Below are 24,916 nucleotides of genomic sequence, written 5' to 3' on the forward strand. Positions count from 1 at the left end.
GACGGCGGCGGGGCTCAGGTCCCGCGCATCAGCGTCATGACGTGGGCGGCGACCGAGCGGGCCAGGCCCTCGAGGTCGTAGCCGCCTTCCATCAGCGACACGACCCGCCCGTCCGCGAACTGGTCGGCCAGGTCCATCAGCTTCGCCGTGGCCCAACCGAAGTCGGCCTCCAGCAGGTTGATGTTGGCGAGCGGGTCGCGCACATGGGCGTCGAAGCCCGCCGAGATGATGATCAGGTCCGGCCGGAATGTCTCGATGCGCGGCAGGATTGCGACTTCGAACGCCTCCCGGAATTCCGGCCCGCCATCGCCGGCGCGCAGCGGCACGTTGACGATGGTGTCGTGCTCGCCGCGCTCGTTGGCCGCGCCGGTGCCGGGGTAGAGCGGCATCTCGTGCGTCGAGCAGTACATGATGTTCGGGTCGTCCCACAGGATGTCCTGCGTGCCGTTGCCGTGGTGGACGTCCCAGTCGACGATGGCGACGCGGTCGAGCCCGTGCGCCTTGCGCGCGTGGCGGGCCGCCACCGCTGCGTTGTTGAAGAAGCAGAACCCCATCGCGTTCGCCTTCTCGGCGTGGTGGCCGGGCGGACGCGCGCCCACGAACGCGTTGCGGACCTTGCGGGTGACGACCTCGTCGACCGCCAGCACGGCGCCGCCGGCGGCGCGCAATGCGGCTTCGAGCGTGCCGGGCGACATGGTGGTGTCGTTGTCGAGCTGCAGCATTCCCTCTTCAGGGGCCGCGTCCTCCAGCGCCTTCACGTAGTGCTCGGGATGGGCGAGCAGCAGGTCGGCCGTGTCGGCCACCGGCGCGGACTCGCGCTCGAGCGGCTGGAAGCGCTCGTGCTCCAGGATGCGCTCGACCACGCGCATGCGGTCCGGCCGCTCGGGGTGACCGGGAGGGGTGAGGTGCCGCACGAAGCACGGATGGGTCACGTAAAGGGTGCTCACGGCGCCTCCCGGAGTGTTTGTTGCCTTTATTCATAACCCGGGAGGGGCGCGCGTCCATTGGGCAATCGCCTGAGAGCCCGCTTGACACAAATCATGGTGGATTTTGCAACGCATCCGGGGTATCGCGCTGCAAAAACTCGCGCCGAATCCCGCGCCGGCAACCGACGGTTAAGGTTCAACAAACATTTTGGGATCTATGACAAACGCTCTCGATTCGATCCGGGGCCTCGCCCGCCTGCTGCCGCGCACCGCGCTGGCGCTCGCCGCCGCCGGCGTTCTGGCCGCTTGCCGCTACGAGCCGGTCGCCGAGCCGAGCCTCAACGCGCGCGACACCGAATATCTCGCGCTGGTTCCGACCATCGAGATGCATCTGCCGTTCGAGCGCTACCGCGTCGACGACCCCACCGGCGAGAAGCCCGGGACCATCGTCGTCGATACGAAGGCGAAGTTTCTCTATCTCGTCGAACCGGGCGGCAAGGCGCTGCGCTACGGCGTGGCGACGGGCGATGAAGCCTATGGCTGGACCGGCGTCGCGACCGTGGCGCGCAAGGCCGAGTGGCCGAACTGGACGCCGCCGGCCGAGATGGTGAAGCGCTGGCCGCACGTTCACCCGACCAAGGGCGGGCCCGACAATCCGCTCGGCGCGCGCGCCCTCTATCTCTACGATCACGGCCACGACACGCTGTACCGCATCCATGGCACGAACGAGCCCGAAACGATCGGCCGCGCGGCCTCGTCCGGCTGCATCCGGATGCGGAACATCGACGTGATCGACCTCTACAACCGCGTGCCGGTGGGGGCGACCGTCATCGTGCGCTGACGCGGCCGCCCTCGGGCGCGGCCGCCGATCAGTCGTTGTCGTGGGCGTCCCGCAGGATGCCGGGCGTCTCGCAGTTGCGCTCCGCCTTGCGGCGCGCCTCGTCTTTCTTGGCGTCGTGCATCTGGCGCGCGGCCGCGTTCACCGACTGGATGCCGATGGGGCGGAACGGGGCGGAATCGCCGTGGCGCGGTTTGGAGTGACTTTCGTGCTCGGCACGTTGGTCGGGTTTCATGATGTTTCCTCACGACAGACCCGCGACATTGAGGCGGGTCGCCTTTCAGTGACGCCATTTTTCAACCGAAGCTGGGCGGGCCCGTGGAGTTTTCGCGGCCGCCACGCGGGCGTCCGCCACGCTGCTTCGGGGCCATCCATTCTCGGCCGTTAGCGTCAACACGATCTTAATGGCGAATCGCTGCCGCGTCTTTGCGCAGCGCAAAACGAAAACGGCCGGGCAGGGCCCGGCCGTCGAACTTTCGGAGGTGGGGACGTCAGTCGCGCAGCCCGTCCTTGCGCACGAGCTCCTCGGCGCGGTTGAGCGCGCGGCCGAAGCGGTCGAACAGGTCGTCGATCTCCGCCTCCTTGATGATCAAGGGCGGGCACAGCGCCAGCGTGTCGCCCATCGCGCGCAGGATCAGGCCTTCCTCCTGCGCCAGCGCCATCGCCTTGGCGCCGACGCCGCGACGCGGCTCGAAGGCCCGCTTGGTCGCCTTGTCGGCGACGAGTTCGAGCCCGGCCACCAGGCCCTTGCCGCGGACCTCGCCGACGAGCGGATGGTCGCGCAGCGCGTCGAGGTGCTTCCAGAAGCGCGGCGACATGCGCGCGGCGTGGCCGAAGACGTCGTCGCGCTCGTAGATCTCCAACGTCTTGACGCCGATCGCCGCGCCCACCGGGTGGCCGGAATAGGTGTAGCCGTGGCCGAACACGCCGATCTTGCGGCTCTCGTCGATCATGGCCTGATGGATCGCCTCGGGGATCAGCACGGCCGAGAGCGGGAAATAGGCGGAGGTGATCGCCTTGGCGAGCGACATCGTGTCGGGCGTCATGCCCATCGCGGTCGAGCCGAACGGCGTGCCGAGGCGTCCGAAGCCGCAGATCACCTCGTCGGCGATGAACAGCACGTCGTGGCGCTTCAGCACGGCCTGAATCTTCTCGTAGTAGGTCGCCGGCGGGACGATCACGCCGCCCGCGCCGCCCACCGGCTCGGCGATGTAGGCGGCCACCGTGTCCGGCCCCTCGCGCAGGATCAGCTCCTCCAGCTCGTTGGCGAGACGGGTCGCGAAATCCTCCTCGCTCTCGCCCTCCAGCCCGAAGCGGTAATGGTGCGGGCAGGACGTGTGCAGGATGTTGGCGATGGGCAGGTCGAAGTCGATGTGGTTGTTCGGCAGGCCCGTGAGCGAGGCGGAGGCGACGGTGACGCCGTGATAGCCCTTCAGGCGGGCGATGATCTTCTTCTTCTTCGGGCGGCCGAGCGCGTTGTTGTAGTACCAGACGAGCTTGACCTGGGTGTCGTTGGCGTCGGAGCCGGACAGGCCGAAGAACACCTTGGAGACCGGCATCGGCGCCATCTCCTTCAGCTTTTCGGCAAGCTCGATGGCCGGGTCGTTGCTCTTGGCGCCGAACAGATGCGTGTAGGGCATCTTGGACATCTGGATCCGTGCCGTCTCGACGATCTCCTCGTTGTCGTATCCCAGCGCCGTGCACCACAGGCCGGCCATGCCCTCGATGTAGGCCTTGCCGTCGCTGTCGTAGACCCACACGCCCTTGCCGCTTTCGAGCACCAGCGGACCAGTCGAGCGGAACGTGTCGAGGTTCGTGTAGGGGTGGACGAGCGTCTCGACGTCGCGGGTCTGCAGATTGGTGAGCATGGCGATCCGATCAGGGAAAGGGGTTCGGGAAAGTCCGGCAGTTTGGTGAAGCGCCCCCGCCGCGTCAAAGCGAAAAGGGCGCGTCAGCCTTTCGCATTTGGCAGGGGTGGGGCGACGAAACGGCAGCCCAGCGCCTCCAGGATGCCCGCCACGCCGATGGCGGTGCGGTCCCCGCCTTCGGCGGCGATGATCTGGACGCCGACGGGCAGGCCGCTCTCCGCGCGCATGACGGGCGCGACGGCGGCCGGGAGGTGCGACACGGTGGCCAGCCCCGACCAGAGCAGCAAATCGAACCACGGCCGCTCCCGCCCGTCGACCGAGAGGCGGCGCGCCTGCATGTCGGCCGGCGGGTGCGGCACGGCGACGACCGGGGCGGGCGGCGCGAGCACGACGTCGAAGCGGGTGAAAAAGGCGGCCCAGGCCCGCTTCAGCGCGGCCCGGCGCTCCTGCAGCGACCGGAAGCTGGCGACGTCGAGCCGCGCGCCGCGGGTCTGCAGCGCCCGGTGGGACAGGTCTCCGGGCGCGTAGGCGGCGGCCTCCGCCGCGAGCCTGTCGCGGATCTTCTCCGGCAGGCCCGCCGCCACGATGGCGTGGTTGAGCAGGGCGTAGACCTCGAAGCTCTCCTCGAACCGAAACGCCGGGCGCGCCTCCTCGTCGACGTCCGCCCTGGCGGAAGCGAGAAGGGCGGCGGCGCGCCGCACGCCGGCGGCGACCTCGTGGTCCACCGGCGCGAAACGCTCGTCGAGCCAGACGGCGACGCGCAGCCCTTTCGCCGTGGTCCGCCGCGGCGGATCGAGGCGCGGCTTGACCCCGTCGAGGGCGGACGGGCCGCTGATGACCGACAGCATCAGGTCGAGGTCGCGCGCCGAGCGGGCGAGGGGGCCGGCGACCGACAAATCCGCCTCGATGTCGATGCCCGGCGGCGGCGGCCGATGCCCGCGCGTCGACACCAGCCCCCAGGTCGGCTTGAACCCGAACACACCGCAGGCGTGGGCCGGCCAGCGGATCGACCCGCCGAGATCGGAGCCGAGCTCCAGCGCGCTCATTCCCGTCGCCACGGCGGTCGCAGCGCCGCCGGAGGAGCCGCCGGGGCTGCGGGAGAGATCCCACGGATTGTTGGTGCGGCCATAGATCGGGTTGTCGGCGATCCAGTCGCCCGAGTAGGGCGGCACGTTGGTCTTTCCGAGGATGACCGCGCCGGCGGCCCGCAGACGCGCCACGGGAGCCGCGTCGCTCTCCGGCACGCGGTCGCGCCACGCCGGCGCGCCGCCGACGGTGACGAGCCCGGCCGTGTCGAAGGCGTCCTTGATCGTCATCGGCAGGCCTTCGAGCAGGCCGTCCTGGCCGCCCGCGCGCCGGCGGTCCGAGGCCGCGGCGGCGGCGCGCGCGGCGTCGGCGTCCATGGCGACGACGGCGTTCAGCGCCGGGTTCACGGCGTCGATGCGCGCCAGCGTGGCGTCAAGCAACTCGACCGCCGACACCTCCCGGCGCGCCAGCGCGGAGAGGATTTCGGTGGCGGGGCGCGTCAGCAGGTCCATGCGGGTCTCCTCGGCGGTGGACGCTGGCACGGAGCCTGCCGAAAAATCAACCACGGGCGGGCGTGAACCGACGCGCGCCCCGCGTCGTTCGCCCGCAAGCAGGGCTTGATCCGCCAAGCCGGCCCCGGCGACAATGACCGGGGGCATGCGACGCCATTCGGGTCGGGAGACGAACACCACATGCCGTCATCGTTCTTCAACGACATGCTGCAGACCCTGACGGAGCGCAGCCGGTCCCTGCTCGGCCTGCCGCGCGGGGCGCTGGCGGGCGGCCAGTTGCCGGCGCTCGCCCACCAATTGCTGTCGCGGCGAGGCGAGGCCTCAGGCGTGGCGCTGGCGCGTTCGATCCTCGACACCTACCGCGCGGCCTCCGTCGAGGCGCGGCGCGCCTTCCTGCTCGATCTGGCCGAGAGTTTCGGCCCCGATCCGGTACGTCTGGCCCAGGCGGTGGAGGCCTGGCGGCAGGATCCCGACGTGGCGACGGTGGCGGCCCTCTCGGAAGCGGCGGAATCGCGCCGGCAGGAGCTGATCCGCCGGCTCAATCTCGCGCCCGGCGGCACGGCGGCGCTGGTGCGGATGCGTGAGGACCTGCTGGAGATGCTGCCGGAGGAGCCGCGCCTCAAGGTCGTCGATGCCGATTTCCGCCATCTCTTTTCGTCGTGGTTCAACCGCGGCTTCCTCGTGCTGCGGCCGATCGACTGGACGACGCCCGCCAACATCCTCGAGAAGATCATCCGCTACGAGGCGGTGCACGAGATCCGCGACTGGAACGACCTGCGCAATCGGCTGGAGCCGACCGACCGGCGCTGCTTCGCCTTCTTCCACCCGCAGCTCGTCGACGAGCCGCTGATCTTCGTGGAGGTGGCGCTGACGGCGACCTCGCCGGCCGCCATCGCGCCCCTGCTGGCCGCCGAGCGGACGCCGCTGCCCGCCAAGGACGCCACGACGGCGGTGTTCTATTCCATTTCCAACACACAGAAGGGGCTGGCGGGCGTGTCGTTCGGCCACTTCCTCATCAAGCAAGTGGCCGAGGACCTGCAGCGCGAACTGCCGAACCTGAAGACCTTCGTCACCCTGTCGCCCGTGCCGGGCTTCGCGAGCTGGCTCAGGCGGGAGCGCGACAACCCGACGACGCTCGACGCAGAGACGCTGGCGGGCCTCGCGGCGCTCGACGAGCCTGGCTGGCACGAGGACCCGGCCAGGGCGGAGGACGCGCGGCGCGCCGTGCTGCCGGCCGCCGCGGCCTATTTCCTGCGGGCCAAGGGGCGCAACGGGCGGCCGCTCGACCCGGTCGCGCGCTTCCACCTCGGCAACGGCGCGCGGCTCGATCGGCTGAACCCGCTCGGCGACGTGTCGCCCAAGGGGCTCCGCCAGTCGCATGGCCTGATGGTGAACTACTGCTACGACCTCGACGACATCGAGGCGAACCACGAGGCCTATGCCGAGAAGGGCGTCGTCGCCTCCGCGCGCTCCGTGCAGCGGGCGCTGCCGCCCGCCGTCCCGGCGCGCGAGGCGCCGGCCGAAGCGCCCTGACGGTGCAAAAAACCCCGCCGGGAGGCGGGGTTTTTCCATGCCGACGATGTCAGCGAGGTCAGCTTTGCTGGATGGCTGAGAGCATCCACGGGCCGCCGCGCTCGCGGCGGAAGGTCCACACTTCCGTGGCCTCCTGCGGCCGCTGGGCGTCGCCCTCGATCACGCGGCCGGTGGCGCGTTCGGTGAGCGCGTTCACCAGCGAGAAGCGCATCGCCACGGTGGCGTAGTCGGTGCCGCCCTCGCGCCACGCTTCGGCGAGGTCGCCCTGCAGGAGCTTCACGTCCGACACGCGGTCGTGCAGCCCGCGGCCGGCATGGCCCGCCAGCTCCTCGCCGAAATAGGACACCATCTCCGGGGTCGCGAGGCCGCGCAGCGCGCCGAGGTCCTCGCTGTCCCAGGCCGCGTTGACGGCCTTCAGGTTGCGCTCGAACGCCTCGTAGTCGGCCGGGCCGATGCCCACGTCGTCCGCGCGCTCGCCCGAATTGGAGGCGCGAGACCCGCCGAGGCCGCCAAGTCCGCCGCTGAGCGCGCCCGCGAGGCCGCCGCCGAGGGCCGAACGCTGCACAGGCGAGGCCGGGTCGCCGAGCTGGCCGCCCGGGCCGGCATAGGCCGGCGCGTTGCGATTGCGGAAGAAGCGCATCGCCAGCATCACGAGGCCGGCGATCAGGCCGAGCTGCAACAGCAGGCCGAACAGCGAGGCGATGCCGCCGAGCCCGCCGAACATGCCGTGTCCGAACAGCATCCCGAACAGGCCCGCGCCGAGCAGGCCGCCCAACAGGCCGGTGCCGAAGCCGGGCCGGAAGCCGCCCGTCTGGGCGGGCTGGGCCGGGCGCTGCATCCCGATGCCAGGCTGGCCGGGCTGGGTGATGGAGCGCTCGATCGGCGCGGCGGTGCGCGGGGCGGTGCTGGTCGGCGGCGGCGCGCTGTACGTGCGCGCTCCCCGGCTGCCGAAGCTGCCGCCGCCCGCCGGGCGCGCGTCGGCGATGCCGGCGCCGAGCGCCAGGACGGCGGTCGCCACGATCACCGCGCGGCGCGTACGGGAGAGGGAGAACACGGTCATCGTCATCCTTTGCCTGGTGCGCGCCCGAGGCGCGCGAAGGTTCATATGGGAAGGCGAAGCCCGCCGAAAAAGACCCCTTCCGCACCTGTTTCCGGGCCAGCGCGCGACAAGGAAGCGTTAACTGCGCGGATAACGTGTCGTCCGCCGGGCAAAAATAACGGCGGTTGCAACGATCCGTTCACAACTTCGCGCGCAGATTGCGACCGTACAGCAGAACAAGCTGTCGTTTCATTAGCCAACCAGAAGGTTAGCGCCATGTCTTCCGTTTCTCTCTCTGTCGGCGTTCGTAATGCGCTGACTTCTCTCCAGAACACCGCCGCTATGTCCCAGACGATTCAGAACCGTCTTGCCACTGGCAAGAAGGTCAACTCGGCTATGGACAACCCGGCGTCCTTCTTCGTGGCCGCGGGCCTTCAGAACCGCGCCGGCGACCTCGGCCGCCTGCTCGACGACATGGGCCAGGGCACCAAGGTGCTCGAAGCCGCCGACAAGGGCATCACCGCGATCAAGAAGCTGATCGAGACCGCCCAGGGCACGCTGCGCCAGGTTCTGCAGTCCGCGGCGACCAACAAGATCGTCGGCAACAAGACGGTCGCGGCGGCCGACGACCTGATCACCGACCTCAAGTTCACGGCCGGCGACAAGATCGAAGTGGCCGTCGACGGGGGCACCGCGGTGACGGCGATTACCATCGCGGCCGGCGACACGGTCCAGGACGTGATCGACGGCATCAACAACAACGCGACCCTCAACGCCACCGCTGGCGCTTCGGTCAAGGCGTCCCTGAATTCGGACGGCAAGATCGAAATCGAGTCGATGGACAACAAGAAGTACGAGCTGTCCGTCACCGCTGCGTCCGGCAGCACGGCTACGGTGAAGAACCTGATCGGCTCTTCGGGCACCGTCGCGCAGGAGAACACCACCCGCACGACGCTGGCCGGCCAGTTCGACCAGCTGCTCACGCAGATCGACCAGCTGCAGAAGGACGCCAGCTATAACGGCGTCAATCTGCTCGGCGGCAACGCTCTGAAGGTGACGTTCAACGAGGACGGCAGCTCGTCGCTGACCATCACCGGCGTGACCTTCGACTCCGCCGGCCTCGGCCTGTCCGCCTCAAGCAGCGCCACCAACGGCTTCCAGCGCGACGCCAACGTGCAGTCGTTCCTGGACAAGCTGACGACGGCGTCCAACACGCTGCGCGCGCAGGCCTCGACGTTCGGCGCCAACCTCTCGGTGGTGCAGAACCGTCAGGACTTCACGAAGGGCTTGATTTCGACGCTGACGACCGGTTCGGACGCGCTGACGCTGGCCGACCAGAACGAGGAGGGGGCGACCCTGCTCGCGCTGCAGACCCGCCAGCAGCTGTCGCAGACCGCGCTGTCGCTGTCGAACCAGGCCGATCAGGCCGTTCTGCGCATGTTTGGGTGAACCTGGACCGTCCACCGAAAACGTCAGGGGCGGGGCTTCGGCTCCGCCCTTTTCGCGTCCGCGTCAGCCCGGGATCATCCGGAACAGCAGGACGATGACGATCGCCGCGAGCGTGATCGAGATGATCACGCCGTTCCTGATCCCGTTGCCGTCCGCATCGTGCGCGTCGTGTTGGTCCGCCATGGCGCTCCGTTCCTTGTCCCGGTTGGCCCAACGCATCGCCGGGACCGTGCGTTCCGTCGCGCCGCCGCGGCGATCCGGTCAGCCTGTTCGATCCGCGGTGGGGCGAGGGCGGACGCGGGCTTTTGCGCCAGCCCTCGCCGCGCGCGTCACACGCCGCCCCAGTAGAACGGCACGCCCCAGTAGTCGTGCAGCTCGCGTTCCCGATTGCGGTCGCTCCAGTCGTAGTCTCCGGAGCGATAGAACGTCGGGGAGCCGCGCAACTGCGACTCGGTGATGTCGGTCCGGTAGCCGCCGAGCGAGGTGTCGTAGTCCAGCTTGCTCCAGGGCACCGTATATTCTTCCTCGCCCATGCCGAGGAAGCCGCCGAAGCCCATCACCGCGTAGGCGACTTTTCCGCTCACCTTGTCGATCATCAGGCGCTTGATCGAGCCGATGCTCGTTCCGTCGGGGCTGTAGACGTCCGTACCCTCGACGCGGTCGCTTTCGATGAGGGGCTTGCCGGTTCGCGCGCCGGTTCGTTCGCTCATGCTCATGGTCATCTCCTGCTTCCGCCCCGTCGGGGCAATGCCCGGCGGACGTGGCGGTTCCGATTCGTTCCGAATCAGCAAATCGGGGATGCCTGAGAGGACAAATTCGGCGTTCGCTGGTATTTATCATGACAATAGTCAACTCAGGCGGAGCAGATTGCTAAGATAGAGACCTCTGTATTAGGCCGTACCCCGAATTTATTGACTTGGGCTCAGCAGAGGTGCGAAATTGTCTTTGTTTCAAGGATGCGGTTTTGCCGTAGGTCAGTATTCAAAGCCTCAGTTCATCCGGCCGCCACGTAGAAATACGGGGCGGCCCTTTCTTTGGGACGAAATGGTGCGCGAGCGCGCCTACCGTGCCTCGCAATCCCTCGATCATGTCGAGGTGCGCCTGCACCAAATGGCTCCGCTCAAGTTGACCGTAGGTAGACGCCATCGTCCCGAGAAGGCCGTATCCAGTCCGATCGATAGTGCTGGAGACGCAATGTGTTCAACGGTTCCAAAAAAGCGAACTCATCGAAGTCAGCGCTCCGATTGAGTAACATCATTAACTTTCAGTATACCTTTACATTGTCAATTGCCAATGTCACAGTCGCTGTCCGGGCAGGACCTGTGCTCCATGATCGACGACAATACGATGCTGCGGCGTTTCCGCTCCGACGAAACGGGGGTCGTGCTCCCGCTGGTCGCCATGTCCATCGTGGTTCTGATCGGCGGCGCGGCGCTGGCCATCGACATCAGCCGCTTCTACGCGACGCAGAGCAGCCTCCAGAAGGCGGCGGACGCCTTCGCGCTCGCCGGCGCGGCGGAACTCGACGGGTCCGCCGATTCGATCGACCGCGCCAAGCTCGCCGTCAACGGGTTGATGGCGTCCCAGAACACGGTTGACGGCGTGGCGGTCACGCCCTCGGCCATCCGCTTCTATTCGAGCCTTCCGGCGGACGATACCGATCTCGATACGTCCACCGCGCTGGCGGAGACGGCGCAAGCGCAGGCGCGCTTCATTGAGGTGCGGACCCAGGCGAACCTCACCACCGTGTTCCCGCTCGAACTCGTCGGCCTGAACGGAACGGCGATGGGAACGGGCGGCGTCGCGGTGGCCGGCTTCGGCAACGTGTTCTGTCGCGTCGTGCCGCTTTTCGCGTGCGATGACGGCTACACGAACGGCTCGGTCGCGGTGGGCAAGGAGGTCATTCTCAAATACCCGTCCGGCAACACCTTCAACTCGGGCAATTTCGGCTTCCTCGACGCGGTCGACACCACCGACACGTCGGCCAACGGAACCAAGAGCGTCGCCAAGCAGATCGGCGGGCTCAATCCGAACGTGTGCTTCTCGACGCGCGGCGTCGATTTGCGCACGGGAAATCCCAGTCCGGTCGTGGCGGCGGTGAATTTCCGCTTCGGCGTCTACAATCCGCCCTACGCCAGCATGAACAACAACGCGAGCTACCCGCCGGCGCGCGTTGTCCGCAAGGGTTACACCTATACCGGCGGGCAGGCGTGCAACGCCAACCCGGCGCAGGACACTGTGAACGCCACCGCCGCGCAGCAAGCGCTCGCCATGGGCGGCGACGGAACGAGCGGCTGGGACTGGCTGAACTACTGGAAAGTGGGACACGGCGGGGCCGCCCCGCCATCCTCCTACGGCTGGTCGACCACGACGCCGCCGACGCGCCACGACGTTTACCTGAAGGAGAAGGCCGAGGCCCTCGCGGCGACCGACCTGCGGTCGCCGGGCGATCCCCTGTCCAGCCCGAAGATCAACGGCGAACTCGCCAGGCCGGAATGCGGCAACACGAGCGTCAACCCCGACCTCTATGACGACCGGCGCACGATCTACATGGCGATCGTCACCTGCCCGGCCGGTGGCCTCAACGGCAACCAGTCTAACGTTCCCGTGGTGGCCACGGCGAAGTTTTTCATCACCCGCCCGGCCGCGTCGCAGGGCAGCGACAACACGATCTACGGCGAGTTCCAGGGGCTCTCCACCCCCAGCAACACGTCGAACCAGATCATGAAGGACATCGTCGTCCTCTACCGCTGAGGCTGGTCATTCCGCCGCGAGCGGGGGCCGGGCGTCGGCGCGGATCTCGGCGAGGAGCCGCGCCGCCTCGGCGCGCGCCCGCGCGATCGCCTCGTCCTTCACCGGGCCGTAGCCGCGAATGTCGAGCGGCAACCGGGCGAGCGCCAGCAGGGCGTCCGGCGGGGCCGCGCCGCGCCTGCCCACGATCTCCGCCACGAGCCCCTCGTACCAGCCGATCAGCGCTCGCTCCTCGCGCCGCTCCCGCGTGCGGCCGAACGGGTCGAAGGGCGTGCCGCGCAACCGCTTCATCCGCGCGAGGATCCGCATCGGCGTGGCGATCCATGGCCCGAAGGCGCGCTTGCCCGGCCGTCCCCGCGCGTCCGGCTCCGACGGGAGGAAGGGCGGCGCGAGATGGTGGACGATGCGGAAATCGCCCTCGAACTCCCGCGCGATGCGTTCCCGGAAGCCCGTTTCCATGTGGAGGCGGGCGACCTCGTACTCGTCCTTGTAGGCCATCAGCTTGAACAGGGCGCGCGCCACGGCGTCGGTCAGCGCCTCGCCGCCGAAGCGCGCCTCGGCCCGGCGCACCGTCTCCACCAGCGCCGCGTAGCGCCTGGCGTAGGCTTCGTCCTGGTACTGCGTCAGGAACGCGACCCGCCGGGCGATGGCCTCGTCGGTGGTGTCGGCCGCGGCCGGGGCAGGGCCCCGCTCCCCGGCCATTTCCTTTGCCAGGTCCTGCGGGCGCGCCGCGGCGACGCGGCCCCAGGTGAAGGCGTGGCGATTGCGCTCCACGGCCACGCCGTTGAGGTCGATGGCGCGCATCAGCGCTTCGAGGCTCACCGGCACCAGCCCGCTCTGCCACGCATGGCCCAGCATCATCATGTTGGCGTAGACGGCGTCGCCCATCAGCGCCTCGGCGGCGGCGTTGGCGTCGAAGGCGGCGAGGTTCTCCGCGCCGATCACCGCCGCGATGGCCGAAAGGCGCTCGCCTGTCTTCAGGTCGGCGTCGCGCCGGCGGACGACGTCTCCCGTCGGCATCTCGGCGGTGTTGACCACGGCTCGCGTGCCGCGCCGGTAGGTTCCCGAGGCCTTGGGCGACGAGCTGACCACCACGTCGCACCCGATCAGCGCGTCCGCGGCTCCCTGGTCGATGCGCGGCTGGTTGAGGGCCGCCGGGGTCGGAGCGATCCGCACGAAGCTCAGCACGGGGCCGAACTTCTGCGCGAAGCCGGTGAAATCCAGCACCACGACGCCCCGGCGTTCGAGATGCGCGGCCATGCCGACGAGCGCGCCGACGGTGACCACGCCGGTGCCGCCGACGCCCGTGATCAGCAGGTCGAACGGCTTGTCGGGCGCGGGCAGGACCGGGTGGGGCAGCGTGTTCGCTTCGGCGGGCGGCGCGGCGTCGCGGGCGCGGCGGCGGCCACCCTCGACCGTCACGAAACTCGGGCAGAACCCTTCGAGGCAGGAGAAGTCCTTGTTGCAGCTCGACAGGTTGATCCGCCGCTTGCGCCCGAACGGCGTCTCGACGGGCTCGACGCTGAGGCAGTTGGACGCCACCGAGCAATCGCCGCATCCCTCGCAGACGAGGTCGTTGATCACCGCGAAACGGGCGGGATCGGGCATCAGGCCGCGCTTGCGCCGCCGCCGCTTTTCGGTGGCGCAGGTCTGCTCGTAGATCAGCACCGTGACGCCGCGCCGCTCGCGCAGTTCGCGCTGCACGTCGTCCAGCCGGTCGCGGGGGTGGAACGTGGTCCCGTGCGGGAAGGAGGAGGGCGCGAACTTGTCGGGGTCGTCCGACACCACGGCGATGCGCTCGACGCCCTCGGCGCGCGCGCTTTGCGCGATGGCCTCGACGCTGATCGGCCCGTCGACGGGCTGGCCGCCGGTCATCGCCACGGCATCGTTGTAGAGGATCTTGTAGGTGATGTTCGCGCCGGCGGCGATGGCCTGGCGGATCGCCATCGATCCGGAGTGATACCAGGTGCCTTCGCCGAGGTTCTGGAACACGTGCCCGCCGCCGGTGAAGCGCGACGACGCCGCCCAGTTGACGCCTTCGCCGCCCATCTGGATCAGCGAGGAGGTGTCGCGGTCCATCCAGCTCGCCATGAAGTGGCAGCCGATGCCGGCCAGCGCCTGGGAGCCCTCCGGCACCCGCGTCGAGGTGTTGTGGGGGCAGCCGGAGCAGAAATAGGGGGTGCGGGTCGCCCCGGCGATGGAGATGGCCCGCTCGGCGGCGGGGAGAAGCGCCTGCGCCCGCTCGGGCAGCCGCAGGTCCGGCGCGAAGGGGTCGAGCCGTCGCGCCAGGATGGGGGCCAGCAGCCGCGGCGAGAGCTCGCCCGTCCACGGCGTCAGCCGCTCGCCGGTCTCGTCGTGCTTGCCGACCATGCGCTCGGGCTTGGAGCCGGGATAGTCGTAGAAATATTCCTTGAACTGGCTCTCGATGATGCCGCGCTTCTCCTCGACGACGAGGATTTCCTGCTTTCCGGTCACGAATTCCAGCGCGTCGTGCAGCGGCAGCGGCCAGACCATCCCCACCTTGTAGATGTCGATGCCGTGGGCGCGGCAGGCCGCCTCGTCGAGGCCGAGCAGGCGCAGCGCCTCCATCGTGTCGAGATGGGCCTTGCCGCTGGTGACGATGCCGTAGCGCGCGCCGGGGACGTCGTAGAGGCGGCGGTCGATGGGGTTGGCGCGGGCGAAGGCGTAGACGGCGTGCTTCTTGGCCTCCAGCCGCTCCTCGATCTGAGGGCCGGGCAGGTCCGGCCAGCGATAGTGCAGGCCGCCCGGCGGCGGGGTGAAGTCCGGCGCGGCGAACGCCCGGTCGGGGGCGAGCGGCACCGACATGGCCGACTCGACGATCTCCGAGACCGCCTTGAAGCCCACCCACATGCCGGAGAAGCGGCTCAGCGCGTAGCCGTATTCGCCGAAGGCGAGGTATTCGGCGACGCTGGCAGGGTGCAGGGTCGGCATGAACCAGCTCATGAAGGCGACGTCGGACTGGTGCGGCATCGAGGAGGAGACGCAGCCGTGGTCGTCGCCGGCGACCACCAGCACGCCGCCATGGCGGGAGGAGCCGTAGGCGTTGCCGTGCTTCAGGGCGTCGCCGGAGCGGTCGACGCCGGGGCCCTTGCCGTACCACATCCCGAAGACGCCCTGGACCCGGCGCGCCGGGTTCGTCTCCACCTGCTGGGAGCCCAGAACGGCGGTGGCGGCGAGGTCCTCGTTGACGGCGGGGAGGAACTCGATCCGGTCGCGGGCGAGCGCCTCGCGGACCCGCCACAGCTCGAGGTCGACCCCTCCCAGGGGGGAGCCGCGATAGCCCGAGACGAAGCCGCCGGTGTCGAGGCCGGCGGCGCGGTCGCGGCGGGCCTGGTCGAGGAGGATGCGGACGATGGCCTGGGTGCCGGTGAGGTAGACGCGGCCTTCGGTGCGCGTGTAGCGGTCCTCCAGGCGGTAGTCGTCCAGACCCGAATGGGCGTTCATGCCGACCCTCCCGTCCTCTTTGTCTTCCACTGGAACTGGCCTCGAAACCGAGCCGTTCCGCGCCGTGTTCGGCCTGGAAGACCGCCGCGATCGCGATTGCGGTTCCGCCATTCGCGAATTCGCGTCGGATTCCAAACCTCGCGTCCGGCGAGTCTAGCGCGGCCGCCCGGCAGGATTTTTCTAATTGTTCGACGGCGGCTGGGCGGTCTGGTTATTCTGACCGGAATAGAGCGGAACTCGGCAAATTCCACCGCCGGCGGAGGGCGACATGGAACGGCAGGACGAGCGCATCCTGGCGCGGTTGCAGCAGGACGGGCGCGCCACCAACCAGCTGCTGGCGGAGCAGGTCGGCATGTCCGGTTCGGCGTGCTGGCGGCGGGTGCGGGCGCTGGAGGAGGCGGGCGTCATCACCGGCTACGCGGCGCTGGTCGACCGCGAGAAGGCGGGCTTCGCCATGTCGGCGATCCTGCACGTCTCGCTGGAGCGGCACGACGCCCAGTTCGTCGACGAGTTCGTGTCGCGGGTCAGCGCAAGGCCGGAGGTGCTGGAGTGCTTCGCCACGACCGGCGACGCCGACTACCACCTGCGCGTGGTGGTGCGCGACATGCACGCCTACAACGAGTTCCTGGACCGGTTCATGTTCCGGCTGCCGGGCATCCGCAACGTCCGCACCAACGTGGTGCTCAAGGAGATCAAGGCCAAGGTGGCCCTGCCGTTCCAGGGCTGACCGGGCCGGCCGCGCCGGCGGCCCAGCGCGGCGAGGGAGGGCAGGGCGGAGGGCGGCCGCGCCGCGCTCCGCCCAGGGCGTCAGGAGCGACCGCGGGTGCGCACCATGAAGCTGTCGTACTGGAACTCGTTGAGCTGCCACCAGGGCAGCACCTCGTTGCGGTAGGCCTGCACCGAGTCCCACGCCTTCTTGAAGTCGGGGCTCTTGGCGGAGAGTTCGGCGTAGACCTCGTTGGAGGCCTTCAGCGCCGCGTCCATGATCGCGGGCGAGAAGAAGCGCAGCTCCGCGCCCTTCTCGACCATGCGCCGCAGCGCCGGGCCGTTGACGGCGTCGTACTTGGCCAGCATCCAGTTGTTGGCGGCCTCGCAGGCATTGGCGAGGATGGCCTTGTAGGTGGCCGGCAGCTCGTCGTGCTTTTGCTTGTTGACGACGAGGTGCAGCATGGCGCCGCCCTCCCACCATCCGGGCGCGTAGTAGTACTTGGCGACCTGCAGGAAGCCGAGCTTCTCGTCGTCGTAGGGGCCGACGAACTCGGCCGCGTCCAGCGTGCCGCGCTCCAACGCCGGGTAGACGTCGCCGGGCGCGATCTGCTGCGGCACGACGCCGAGCTTGGCGAGGATCTGGCCGGCTAGTCCGCCGACGCGGAACTTGAGGCCGTTGAGATCGGCGACGTCCTTGATCTCCTTGCGGAAGAAGCCGCCCATCTGCGCGCCCGAGTTGCCGCAGGCATAGGCCACGGCGTTGTAGCGCTCCAGCACCGCGTTGATCATCTCGCGGCCCTGCATGAAGTGCCACCAGGAGTGCTGCTGGCGGGCGTTGAGGCCGAACGGCACGCCGGTGCCGAAGGCCAGCGCCGGGTCCTTGCCGATATAGAAGTAGGTCGGCGTATGGGCGCACTCGACGGAGCCCGTCTGCACCGCGTCGAGCGCCTGCAGCCCGGGCACGATCTCGCCGGCCGAGAAGGTCTGGATCTTGAACTTCCCGCCGGTCGCCTCGGAGACGTATTTCGACAGCGTCTCGGCGGTGCCGTAGATGGTGTCGAGCGACTTCGGGAAGCTCGAGGTCAACCGCCAGCTGATCTCCGGCGCGCTCTGGGCGATCGCCGGGGCGGCGACCACGGAGCCCGCGGCGGCGAGCCCGGCGGTCTTGAGGAACTGGCGGCGGGGAGTCTGGGGCGCGGTCATACTCGTCCTTCCCTGTGTCGCTTGCGCGCTGGAGTTCTCGCATTTTTTCGCGCGCGGCGACGCCGGAAGCGTTGATCTGCCTCAGCCCGGCCTCGCGCGGCGGTCCTTTGTGCTGTCCCGGCCGGCGCGCCGTCAAGCGGGCAGGCGAGGGCGCAGGGGCCGGGGGCGGGCCGATCGGCCGCGCGGGCTTGCTGGGGATTGAGGGCGGGAGGCAATTGCCCCGGCGGGCGGAGTGGGCCATGCATCGGGGTCAGATTGGCTGCTTCCGAGGGACCATGGATTCGATCAGCGCGCGTCTCGCCAACGACCTGCAATGCCGCGAAGCCCAGGTGGTCGCGGCGGTGGAGCTGCTCGATGCGGGCTCGACCGTGCCGTTCATCGCCCGCTACCGCAAGGAGGCGACGGGCGGGCTGGACGACGCGCAATTGCGCCTGCTGGACGAGCGGCTGCGCTATCTGCGCGAGCTGGAGGCGCGGCGCGCCGCCATCCTCGACAGCATCGCGGAGCAGGGCAAGCTGGACGACGCCACCCGCGCGGCCATCGAGGCCGCCGACACCAAGGCGCGGCTAGAGGACCTCTATCTTCCCTTCAAGCCGAAGCGCCGCACCAAGGCGCAGATCGCCCGCGAGGCCGGTCTGGCCCCCCTCGCCGAGGCGCTGCTGGCCGATCCCTCGATGGACCCGGCGGAGCGCGCCGCGCCGTTCGTGGACGCCGACAAGGGCGTCGCCACGCCGGCCGACGCGCTGGAGGGCGCGCGCGCCATCGTCGTCGAGCGCTTCTCGGAGGATGCCGGGCTGGTCGGCGAGCTGCGCGAGACCTACTGGTCGCGCGGCCGGCTGGTCTCCACCGTGCGCGACGGCAAGAAGGAGCAGGGCGCCAAGTTCAAGGACTATTTCGACTTCGCCGAGCCCTTCCAGAAGCTGCCGTCGCACCGCATCCTCGCCATGCTGCGCGGCGAGAAGGAGGAGGCGCTGCAACTGGAGTTCTCGCCCGAGCCCGCGCCGCTGGAGCCCGGCGCGCCGAGCCTCTACGAGGGCCGCGTCGCCGCCCGCTTCGGCATCGCCGACCAGGGCCGCAAGGGCGACCGCTGGCTGCTCGACGCCGCGCGCTGGGCGTGGCGCACCCGCATCCAGCCCAATTTGCAGCTCGATCTGCGGATGCGGCTGATCGAGGCCGCCGAGACCGAGGCGGTGCGCGTGTTCGCGGCCAATCTGCGCGACCTGCTGCTGGCCCCGCCGGCCGGGATGCGGCCGACGCTGGGGCTCGACCCGGGCTTTCGCACCGGCGTCAAGGCGGCGGTGGTGGACAGCACCGGCAAGGTGCTCGACACCGCCACCATCTACCCGCACGAGCCGCGCAACCAGTGGGACGAATCCATCGCCGTCATCGCCGCCCTGTGCCGCCGGCACGGGGTGGAGCTGGTGGCGGTCGGCAACGGCACCGCCTCGCGCGAGACGGACCGGCTCGTCATGGACACGCAGAAGCGCCACCCCGAGCTGAAGCTGACCAAGGCGATGGTGTCGGAGTCGGGCGCGTCGGTCTATTCGGCCTCGGCCTATGCCTCGCAGGAGCTGCCGGGGCTCGACGTGACGCTGCGCGGGGCGGTGTCGATCGCCCGCCGCCTCCAGGACCCGCTTGCCGAGCTGGTCAAGATCGACCCCAAGTCGATCGGCGTCGGGCAGTACCAGCACGACATCATGGAGCACAAATTGTCGCGGGCGCTGGACGCGGTGGTCGAGGACTGCGTCAACGCGGTGGGCGTTGACGTCAACACCGCCTCCGCGCCGCTGCTGTCGCGGGTGTCGGGCGTGGGGTCGTCGCTGGCCGAGCAGATCGTCGCGCACCGCGACGTCAACGGTCCGTTCCGCAAGCGCTCGGCGCTGCGCGACGTGCCGCGGCTCGGCCCCAAGGCGTTCGAGCAGTGCGCCGGCTTCCTGCGCATCGCGCAGGGCGACGATCCGCTCGACCGCTCCGGCGTGCATCCGGAAGCCTATCCGGTCGTGCGGCGCATCATGGCCGCGACGAAGCGCGACATCGGGGCGCTGATCGGCGACGCCACGCTGCTGCGCGGCTTGCAGCCCAAGGCGTTCACCGACGAGCGCTTCGGCCTGCCGACCGTCACCGACATCCTGCGGGAGCTGGAGAAGCCCGGCCGCGATCCGCGACCGGCGTTCAAGACGGCCAGCTTCCGGGAGGGCGTGGAGAAGATCGACGATCTGCGCGCCGGCATGGTGCTGGAAGGCGTCGTCACCAACGTCGCCGCCTTCGGGGCGTTCGTCGATATCGGCGTCCATCAGGACGGGCTCGTCCACGTCTCGGCGCTGTCGAAGACCTTCGTGAAGGACCCGCGCGACGTGGTAAAGCCCGGCGACGTGGTGCGGGTGAAGGTGGTCTCCGTCGACAAGCCGCGCAAGCGCATCGGCCTCAGCATGCGTCTCGACGACGAGGCGAACGCGAAGGTTTCGCAGGAGCGCGGGCAGGGACGCGGACAGGGGCACGCCCCGGAGCGCGGCGGGCGGCCGGAGGCGGGCCAGCAACGCAAGCCGGAGCGCCGCGAGCCGACGGGCGGCGCGCTCGCCGACGCGCTGGCGCGGGCGCGCTCGCGCGACAAAGGCTGAGGGCGGGCGACGGCCCCGACCAATGCAGCCTCCCTCAAAGGGCCGGGCCCGGAGAGTACATCCGTTTTATTCGCAGAAATTTATTGTAATTTAATCAATAACTTAATGTTAAGGCAACGCTGCGCACGGTGACGCATCCTCCATCGACGCGAGCGGTGCGCCATGAGCCTGGCCTACGACAAGCAGTCCGTTCCGGCGCGGACACAGCCGGAACCCGCGCGGGACGTCGACGCGACGCGCGCCGACCAGCCGCGCCATTCGCGCTCCGACACCGGCACCATCGTGCTGCACTGGCTGTGCGTGGCGGCGGTGTTCGGCAGCCTGTTCACCGGGCTGCGCATCGCCGCCGACGAACGGGACTCGACCTTCTCGAAGTGGCTGTCGCCCATCCTGCCGCAGGGCGAGGTGTGGACGTGGCACTTCGTGGCGGGCATGACGCTGATCGTCTCCGCGCTCGCCTACGCGCTCTACATGATCCGCGCCCGGCTGGGCGCGCGCGTCTCGCCCCGGCGCGTCGCCGTGATCGCCTATGCGGGGCCGACCAAGGCGCGCTGGAACGCCGTCAACGTGGCGCTGCACTGGGCGAGCTACCTGCTGATCGCGCTAATGACGGCGACCGGCGTCGCGCTCTATCTCGGCTATGGAAGCTGGCTGACCTGGCTGCACACGGTGCTCGCCTACACCATGCTCTCCTATGTCGTCGCCCACGTGGCCGTGCATTTCCTCTATGGTGGGCTCGACCAGTTGCTGCGCCTGTTCAGGCCGACGGGCCTGCCGGACGCGGCGCGGATGCGCCAGCCGCTCACCGTCGGCCTGCTCGTCGGGGTGGGGGCGGCCTGCGCCGTGGCGCTGACCGACTACGCCACCCGCGACACGCTGCGCGTCAACCTCGTCGCGGTCCCGCCGAAGCTGGACGGGCGGCTCGACGACAAGGCCTGGCAGGCGGCGCGCCCGGTCTTCATCCACACCATGCAGGGCGCGAACCTGGGCGGGACCGGCGAGTCGCTGGTCGAGATGCGCGCCGTGCGCGACGACGCCAACATCTACCTCGCCTTCCAATGGGAGGACCCGAGCCTGTCGCTGCGGCGGCTGCCCATCAGGAAGGAGGCGGACGGCTGGCGCATGATCGGCCACGACGCCGGCAACGCCGACGTGGTCGACTTCTACGAGGACAAGTTCGCGGTGATCTTCGCCGAGCGAGATGATTTCGGCTCCGGGGGCGTCTCCCATCTCGGGCCGAGGCCGGTGAAGGACAAGCCGCCGTCGCTGAACGACCGCGGCCTGCACTACACCACCGACGGCGCGATCATCGACATGTGGCAGTGGAAGTCCTCGCGCGGCGGCGTGCTGGGGCTGATGGACGACATGTATATCGGCGCGCCCCAGGAGCCCACGCCGGACCAGGCGGCGCGCCGCGCCCGCTACCAGGGCGGCTACTGGCCGGACCCGGGGCACGGCATCTACACCTATAACTTCCCGTTCGACGGGCCGGGCGGCTACCAGGGGCCGTTCCAGCCGCAGCGCCTGCCCAGGGACGTGAAGGCCATGCAGGCCGCCATGGGCAAGGTCGACATGGCCGACCCCGACGCCAGCAACGAGCAGAACAGCGTGTGGTGGCTCGACGACACCAATTCGGTCCCGTACTCACGCGAGGCCGACGCCACCATCCCGGTCGGCACGGTGATCCCCGGCGTCGTGCTCTCCGGCACGAACGAGGGCGACCGCGGCGACCTCAGCGTCGGCGCGCACTGGGAGGAGGGGCACTGGACGCTGGAGGTGAAGCGGCGGCTGAAGACCGGCTCGAAGTTCGACGTCGACTTCACCACCGGCAAGACGCTCTATGTCTGGGTGTCGGTGTTCGACCACACGCAGACCCGCCACACGCGCCATGCGCGCCCGGTGATGATGACGTTCGGCTGAACGGGGAGACGGGAGGAGAGCGGCGACGCCGGAGGGGGGCGTATCGACGTCGCCGCAAGTCACACCGGAGTCGAGGACCTCGCTCCTCGATCGTACGAAAACGCGCGTCCGCCCGAAGGGTTGCGCGCCGGACTTTCCGCCCGGGCTGGCGCGTGCGTGCCTAAAATGCGAGCAGCCGGCACAAGATGATTCGCTAGCTGATGCAGCATCTTCGGCGGCGCAGCGCGCCGCCTGCAATCCCGTCCGCCAATCGCAAGCGCAACCGAAGTCACGGGCCGGCGTTTGTACTTGGCTATGTTGGAAGATCGCATCATTCACCTTACGGTCCCCGAGCCGCCGAACGGAAGACGGCGCGGTTTCGCGGTGATCGACGGACGCGCCTACCAGTTCATCTGCCATCGCGGGGAGGGACTGGTGGCGAGCGAACTCTACCGGCGCGAGGACGGCGGCCGGAACGCCTGGCGCGCGGCGCGCGACGACGGGGCGGCGGACACGCTGATCCGCATCAACGCCCTGCTGGCGCGGTTCGACGGAACGGGCGCGGGCGACGCGCCGTGACGCGGGAGAAGACGAAGGGCCCGCCGAAGGGCGGGCCCGGAGTCGGGAAACGGCCCGCCGGAAGGCGGGCCCCGAGGTTGGGACGGCCCGCTGGAAGGCGGGCCTCTGCGGCTCAGTTCGTCCGCGCCGCCTTGGCCTCGCGGCGGCGTGTGTGCAGGGTCGGCTCGGTGTAGCCGTTGGCCTGCTCGCGGCCCTTGAACACCAGGTCCTCCGCCGCCTTGAACGCCGGGCCGTCGAAGCCCGGGGCCATCGGGCGATAGCCCGGCATGCCCTCGTTCTGGCGGTCCACCACCTCGGCCATGCGCCGCATCGTGTCGCGCACCTGCGCTTCCGACACCACGCCGTGGTGCAGCCAGTTGGCGACGTGCTGGCTGGAGATGCGCAGCGTGGCGCGGTCCTCCATCAGCCGGACGTCGTGGATGTCCGGCACCGTCGAGCAGCCGACGCCTTGGTCGACCCAGCGCACGACGTAGCCGAGCAGGCCCTGGAGGTTGTTGTCCAGCTCGTCCTGGATCTCGGAGGCGGAATAGGCGCGCGTCGCCAGCGGGATGGTCAGCAGCTCGGCGAGCGCGTCGCCGCCGCGCCCGCGCAGCGCGTCCTGCACGGCGGCGACGTCGACGGCGTGGTAGTGCAGCGCGTGCAGCGTCGCGGCGGTGGGGGTGGGCACCCAGGCCGTCGTCGCGCCGGACCGGGGATGGCCGATCTTCTCGGCCAGCAGCTCCGCCATGCGGTCCGGCGCCGCCCACATGCCCTTGCCGATCTGCGCGCGGCCCGGAAGGTTGCGGGCGATGCCGACGTCGACGTTGTTGGCCTCGTAGGCCCGGATCCACGCCGTGCCCTTCATCTCGCCCTTGCGCACCATCGGGCCGGCTTCCATCGAGGTGTGGATCTCGTCGCCGGTGCGGTCGAGGAAGCCGGTGTTGATGAACACCGTCCGGTCGCGCACGCGCGACAGGCAGGCGGCGAGGTTCAGCGTCGTGCGGCGCTCCTCGTCCATGACGCCGATCTTCATCGTGTACCTGGGCAGGCCCAGCAGTTCCTCGATGCGCTTGAACAGCGCGTCGGCGAGGCCGACCTCGTCCGGCCCATGCATCTTGGGCTTGACCACGTAGATCGAGCCGGTGCGGCTGTTGCGCAGGCGGTTCTCGCCGCGGATATCCTGCAGCGCGCTGGCGACGGTGACGGCGGCGTCGAGGATCGCCTCCGGAATCTCCTGGCCGCTCTCGTCGAGCACGGCGTCGGTGAACATGTGGTGGCCGACATTGCGCACCAGCATCAGCGAGCGCCCGTGCAGCGTCAGCGTGCCGCCGGAGGGCGTGGTGAACACGCGGTCCTCGGCCAGCTTGCGTTCGAATGTGCCGCCCGCCTTCTCCACCGGCGCGGTGAGCGCGCCGCTCATCAGCCCCAGCCAGTTGCGGTAGGCGACGATCTTGTCCTCGGCGTCGACGGCGGAGACGGCGTCCTCGAGGTCCATGATCGTCGACACGGCGGCCTCGACGACGACGTCCGCCACGCCGGCGGCGTCGCCCTTGCCGATGGGGCTGTCGCGGTCGATGACGATCTCGACGTGCAGCCCGTTGTCGACCAGCAGCACCGAGGTGGGCGCGTGGCGCGGGCCCAGGAAGCCCGCGAGCTGGCGCGGGTCCTTCAGGCCGCAGCGCCCGCCATTGGCGAGCGAAACCTCCAGCCTTCCGCGCTCGATGGTGTAGCCGGCGGCTTCGGCGTGGCTTGCCGCCGCCAGCGGCGCGGCCTGGTCGAGGAAGGCGCGGGCGCGCGCCACCACGCGGCGGCCGCGCTCGGGGTTGTAGCCGCGGCCGCGCTCGGCGCCGCCGTCCTCGGGGATGGCGTCCGAGCCGTAGAGCGCGTCGTAGAGGCTGCCCCAGCGCGCGTTGGCGGCGTTGAGGGCGTAGCGCGCGTTCGAGACGGGCACGACGAGCTGCGGGCCGGCAAGCGTGCCGATCTCGGCGTCGACGTTCTTCGTCGCCACCTTGTAGGCGTCGGCGGCCGGGGCGGGGCGCAGATAGTCGATCTCGCGCAGGAAACTCTCGTAGGCGGCGGCGTCGTGCGGCTGGCCCCGGCGCTCGCGGTGCCACGCGTCGATCCTGGCCTGCATCTCGTCGCGCAGGGCGAGAAGTTCGCGATGCTTCGGCGCGAGGTCGCGCACGATGGCGGCGAAGCCCTCCCAGAAGGAGGCCGGCGCGATGCGGGCGCTGGGCAGCACCTCCTGCTCGACGAAGGCGCGCAGCGCGGGATGCACGCGCAGGCCGGCGATGGAGTCGTAACGATCGGTGGTCATTCCAGGCGTTCCTCGCACGAAAGGGGCCGGCGCGGGGCCGGGCCGGTGTTGCCGCCAGCTTACCGGCGGTCGCACGCGCATCCCAGCGCTGATTGCGCGGCGCAGGCGAACGCGACCGCGGGGCCGTCCGGCAGGTTCCGTGTGTCGCAAAGATTGTATCCATTGACAAGCAATTTCTGATACACGAAGTTGTTGCAGCCGCCGCG

At 69.6% G+C, this 24,916-nt stretch carries 17 protein-coding genes; 8 read left to right on the plus strand and 9 right to left on the minus strand.

The window, feature by feature from the left end; genetic code table 11:
* Positions 1-14 precede the first annotated feature (14 nt).
* A complete protein-coding gene (locus tag NK718_RS11135) occupies positions 15-947 on the minus strand; it encodes a histone deacetylase family protein (RefSeq protein WP_254741848.1) in 933 nt (310 codons plus the stop codon).
* A gap of 196 nt (positions 948-1,143) precedes the next feature.
* On the opposite strand from NK718_RS11135, the gene NK718_RS11140 reads away from it, so the two are divergent.
* Positions 1,144-1,767, plus strand: a complete 624-nt coding sequence (locus tag NK718_RS11140; protein WP_254741851.1) for a L,D-transpeptidase — start codon at positions 1,144-1,146, stop codon at positions 1,765-1,767.
* 28 nt (positions 1,768-1,795) lie between these two features.
* On the opposite strand, the gene NK718_RS11145 is transcribed toward NK718_RS11140, so the two are convergent.
* The 3 genes from NK718_RS11145 to NK718_RS11155 all read right to left on the minus strand — a co-directional run bounded on the left by NK718_RS11145 (position 1,796) and on the right by NK718_RS11155 (position 5,170).
* On the minus strand, positions 1,796-1,999 hold the full coding sequence (locus tag NK718_RS11145; protein WP_254741853.1) for a hypothetical protein: 204 nt from the start codon (positions 1,997-1,999) through the stop codon (positions 1,796-1,798).
* 256 nt (positions 2,000-2,255) lie between these two features.
* A complete protein-coding gene (locus NK718_RS11150; RefSeq protein WP_254741855.1) occupies positions 2,256-3,632 on the minus strand; it encodes an aspartate aminotransferase family protein in 1,377 nt (458 codons plus the stop codon).
* Between the two features lie 83 nt (positions 3,633-3,715).
* On the minus strand, positions 3,716-5,170 hold the full coding sequence (locus NK718_RS11155) for an amidase (RefSeq protein WP_254741857.1): 1,455 nt from the start codon (positions 5,168-5,170) through the stop codon (positions 3,716-3,718).
* Positions 5,171-5,350: 180 nt separating this feature from the next.
* On the opposite strand from NK718_RS11155, the gene NK718_RS11160 reads away from it, so the two are divergent.
* Entirely contained in the window at positions 5,351-6,703 is a 1,353-nt protein-coding gene (locus NK718_RS11160; protein WP_254741859.1) for a malonyl-CoA decarboxylase, read from the plus strand.
* 58 nt (positions 6,704-6,761) lie between these two features.
* Here the strand turns inward: NK718_RS11160 and NK718_RS11165 are convergent, their stop codons facing one another.
* Positions 6,762-7,763 (minus strand): Tim44 domain-containing protein, encoded by a 1,002-nt coding sequence (locus tag NK718_RS11165; protein ID WP_254741861.1) that lies wholly within the window; start codon positions 7,761-7,763, stop codon positions 6,762-6,764.
* A 255-nt stretch (positions 7,764-8,018) separates the two neighbouring features.
* Here NK718_RS11165 and NK718_RS11170 point away from each other — a divergent pair, with 255 nt between their 5' ends.
* Positions 8,019-9,191 carry a flagellin N-terminal helical domain-containing protein gene (locus NK718_RS11170; protein ID WP_256515559.1) on the plus strand — a complete coding sequence of 391 codons (1,173 nt, stop codon included), beginning with the start codon at positions 8,019-8,021 and terminating at the stop codon, positions 9,189-9,191.
* A 329-nt stretch (positions 9,192-9,520) separates the two neighbouring features.
* Here the strand turns inward: NK718_RS11170 and NK718_RS11175 are convergent, their stop codons facing one another.
* Positions 9,521-9,907, minus strand: coding sequence for a PRC-barrel domain-containing protein (locus tag NK718_RS11175; RefSeq protein ID WP_254741865.1), 387 nt, complete (start codon positions 9,905-9,907; stop codon positions 9,521-9,523).
* Positions 9,908-10,520: 613 nt separating this feature from the next.
* On the opposite strand from NK718_RS11175, the gene NK718_RS11180 reads away from it, so the two are divergent.
* Positions 10,521-11,945 (plus strand): pilus assembly protein TadG-related protein, encoded by a 1,425-nt coding sequence (locus NK718_RS11180; RefSeq protein ID WP_254741867.1) that lies wholly within the window; start codon positions 10,521-10,523, stop codon positions 11,943-11,945.
* A gap of 6 nt (positions 11,946-11,951) precedes the next feature.
* Here the strand turns inward: NK718_RS11180 and NK718_RS11185 are convergent, their stop codons facing one another.
* Positions 11,952-15,407 carry an indolepyruvate ferredoxin oxidoreductase family protein gene (locus NK718_RS11185; RefSeq protein WP_254741869.1) on the minus strand — a complete coding sequence of 1,152 codons (3,456 nt, stop codon included), beginning with the start codon at positions 15,405-15,407 and terminating at the stop codon, positions 11,952-11,954.
* A 268-nt stretch (positions 15,408-15,675) separates the two neighbouring features.
* Here NK718_RS11185 and NK718_RS11190 point away from each other — a divergent pair, with 268 nt between their 5' ends.
* Positions 15,676-16,134 (plus strand): Lrp/AsnC family transcriptional regulator, encoded by a 459-nt coding sequence (locus NK718_RS11190; RefSeq protein WP_254741871.1) that lies wholly within the window; start codon positions 15,676-15,678, stop codon positions 16,132-16,134.
* 80 nt (positions 16,135-16,214) lie between these two features.
* On the opposite strand, the gene NK718_RS11195 is transcribed toward NK718_RS11190, so the two are convergent.
* The gene (locus NK718_RS11195; RefSeq protein ID WP_254741874.1) at positions 16,215-17,318 is read right to left on the minus strand and encodes a TRAP transporter substrate-binding protein; all 1,104 of its coding nucleotides are present in this window, start codon (positions 17,316-17,318) and stop codon (positions 16,215-16,217) included.
* A 275-nt stretch (positions 17,319-17,593) separates the two neighbouring features.
* Here NK718_RS11195 and NK718_RS11200 point away from each other — a divergent pair, with 275 nt between their 5' ends.
* From NK718_RS11200 to NK718_RS11210, 3 genes are all read left to right on the plus strand, one after another.
* Positions 17,594-19,936 carry a Tex family protein gene (locus NK718_RS11200; protein WP_254741877.1) on the plus strand — a complete coding sequence of 781 codons (2,343 nt, stop codon included), beginning with the start codon at positions 17,594-17,596 and terminating at the stop codon, positions 19,934-19,936.
* A 162-nt stretch (positions 19,937-20,098) separates the two neighbouring features.
* The gene (locus NK718_RS11205) at positions 20,099-21,856 is read left to right on the plus strand and encodes an ethylbenzene dehydrogenase-related protein (protein ID WP_254741880.1); all 1,758 of its coding nucleotides are present in this window, start codon (positions 20,099-20,101) and stop codon (positions 21,854-21,856) included.
* Between the two features lie 363 nt (positions 21,857-22,219).
* Positions 22,220-22,414, plus strand: a complete 195-nt coding sequence (locus NK718_RS11210; protein WP_254741883.1) for a hypothetical protein — start codon at positions 22,220-22,222, stop codon at positions 22,412-22,414.
* Between the two features lie 112 nt (positions 22,415-22,526).
* On the opposite strand, the gene NK718_RS11215 is transcribed toward NK718_RS11210, so the two are convergent.
* Entirely contained in the window at positions 22,527-24,710 is a 2,184-nt protein-coding gene (locus NK718_RS11215; protein ID WP_254741886.1) for a malate synthase G, read from the minus strand.
* Positions 24,711-24,916: the final 206 nt, after the last annotated feature.

Origin of the sequence: Alsobacter ponti (genome assembly GCF_024294805.1) — a bacterium.
GTDB classification, from domain to species: Bacteria; Pseudomonadota; Alphaproteobacteria; order Rhizobiales; family Beijerinckiaceae; genus Alsobacter; species Alsobacter ponti.